Below are 2,409 nucleotides of genomic sequence, written 5' to 3'. Positions count from 1 at the left end.
CCGGTGAAGTCATTCGCTTCGGCGTTATCGCCCGCGGCGATGCTGGTCGCAAAGTCAACGGTTTGATCCGCCGCCGCATCACCACTGCGGCTCACGGTGAAGGTCATTAAGCCGCCTTCACTGATGCTCACATCGCCAATGCTGAAGCTGGTTGTATCGTCATCGGGGTTCGGGCCTGGGCCGGTGCCGTCATCGAGGATCGTACCCACGCCGGTGCCATCAACGATCACACCATTATTGCTGACATTACTTAAATCAACGCTAAAGGTCTCAGGACCTTCAAACACATCATCCGAGCTGGTCTGTACGGTGAAGGTTTTGCTGGTTTCGCCTTGAGCAAAGTTCAGCGTGCCGCTATTAGCGCTGAAATCATCAACTTCAGCATTATCGCTTGCGCTTATATTGGTTGTAAAATCGATAGATTCAGCACTCAACCCTCCGGTCCGACTAACCGTGAAGGTCACTAAGCCGCCTTCGCTGATCTGTACATCGTTAACAGAATAATTTGCAGGCGGGGTGTCTAGTTCACCTTCCGTATCGACATAAGGATCACGTTGCCAACTTTCTGGTGCTGTATCATATCCCGCGCGGGCTAAAACCTCTTCTGCTGTACGATCGACAGCTTGAAATTCTGAAAAGCCGCCATTAGCTGGGGGAATGTCGCCAGCGGCTGTCTCTTCTAATATCTGAGTAGGATCCTGTCCCGCCAAGATAGCTGCCTGAATATCGGCAATATCAAGCTCTTCAGCGCTGACAGAATGAAAAACGAGTGAAATCTCTCCAGTCTTTGGGTCAACCTCGAGAATAGCGGTGGTTTCCTCAGGCAAGGTCTCAGATTCAGCCTTACCGAGATCAAGCTCGGCCTGACTGTTGGCTCGCACGATCAACATTTCGCCGGGGCTAACCTGCGCTCCAGGTTGCAAAACACGCTCAACCCCATTGCTATCAACGGCAAGCACTTCACCCGACACACTAACCACCGTTCCCTTGGTCATTTCTACATTTTCCATAACTTCCCCCCAGAAGACGTTTTGTTTGATTCGAAGTATTCAACAATACTCCGACAACCAAACCAGATGGATTTTGGTATATCCGTTACATCAAGAAAAATCGTTTCTCATGCAACGCTATAAATCCATCAATTTGTTTAAATTCATATGATTGAGAATAGCACAAAACCCAGGCTAAACTTCGAATAATAGGGCGTTACTACCCATTTCGGTTAACCCAGAAAGACTCGATAATTGTTTTAATTTTTTACATAAATGAACTTAAAAGTCATTGAATTCATTAACCCATGATTTTTAACAGGCATTACGCACTGTTTATTGTCGTATTTATCGTGCCAGAATAACCATTCAACCTATCATAAGTCTAGCCTTAATATGCCCCTAGACCAATTATCCTTCTAACCAATATGGGTATTATTTGCTTCAACTCAACTTAGCGCATAAAACCGGCCGAATGACCGCAATAATTATGAGGGAGACCAACCAATTTCGCGGGCGGTTTTGGGCCCCACAATAACGCGATCTAAGCTTTGCGGCATCAACAACCAACCAGGGGATACTTTTATACGTCCAGACATAACTTCCGCCTTTGTTTGTGGCAATAGCGGCTTTTGCTGTGGATCGGCATATCCATCGGGATAAATAGGCTCATTAGTTTGCAAGTTGTATTTATCCAACGCGCCAAACGTGTGCATTAATTCATGCGTAATTACAAAGTGATTCGCGCCTCTATAATCAATATCAGCATAACCATTTACTAAGCCGATCATCCCTTTTTGCAAGCCTAAAGAGTGAGTCAGCGGTTGATTCCGCTGAGGTGAAAAATAACGCAGATAGATTCTTACATCGGGCTGCGCCCCCAGCCAATTATCATTTCGCCACGACCACCAGCGCATATGCAGGCTCCACACTATCCGATCCAATACTCCCGCGTCAGCCTCAAACTCAGGCGGCTGCACATTCAGCATCGGCGCGAGAGAAAACTCAATCAGAGGCTGCTGTCTAATTTGATAACGCGACGCCTCTCGTTGCAAGAAGGCTTCAATATCAGCGAACTGTTCGACATTTAAAGCGTCGATATATGCCTGAGTTCCCGCCTCTCCATCGGCATTAATGGGATATAACACCACCCCAACAGGCCGTTCCCACGCCTGCATCCGTACGCCATTCAACCCAACATTCATGGCAACCACGAACAGAACCATTAACAATATAATTATCCGTAATACACGAAACTGAGACGCATTCACCATAGTGCTTTCACTCTCAATTTGAGATCAATCCATGTCGTCACTTAACAATTCAGGATATAACTCAAATATATTAGGGAAGGTGCGAATAAGTCAATTACGCCTCTGGCTGACAGAGAAGCTGGAGATCAAGGCAACCGTTACAGGCA

The 2,409-nt window shown here is 46.6% G+C and carries 2 protein-coding genes; both read right to left on the bottom strand.

The window, feature by feature from the left end; all coding sequences use genetic code 11:
• Window positions 1–1,010, bottom strand: a 1,010-nt coding sequence (locus tag Q4488_RS18650) for a retention module-containing protein (RefSeq protein WP_303582092.1), incomplete at its 3' end; no start/stop codon positions are given.
• Between the two features lie 467 nt (window positions 1,011–1,477).
• The gene (locus Q4488_RS18645; RefSeq protein WP_303582094.1) at window positions 1,478–2,215 is read right to left on the bottom strand and encodes a hypothetical protein; all 738 of its coding nucleotides are present in this window, start codon (window positions 2,213–2,215) and stop codon (window positions 1,478–1,480) included.
• Window positions 2,216–2,409: the final 194 nt, after the last annotated feature.

Origin of the sequence: Amphritea sp. 1_MG-2023 (assembly GCF_030547545.1) — a bacterium.
Classification (GTDB): Bacteria; Pseudomonadota; Gammaproteobacteria; order Pseudomonadales; family Balneatricaceae; genus Amphritea.
Note: the sequence above shows the minus strand (reverse complement) of the source record. Positions and strands in the feature narration are given on the sequence as shown.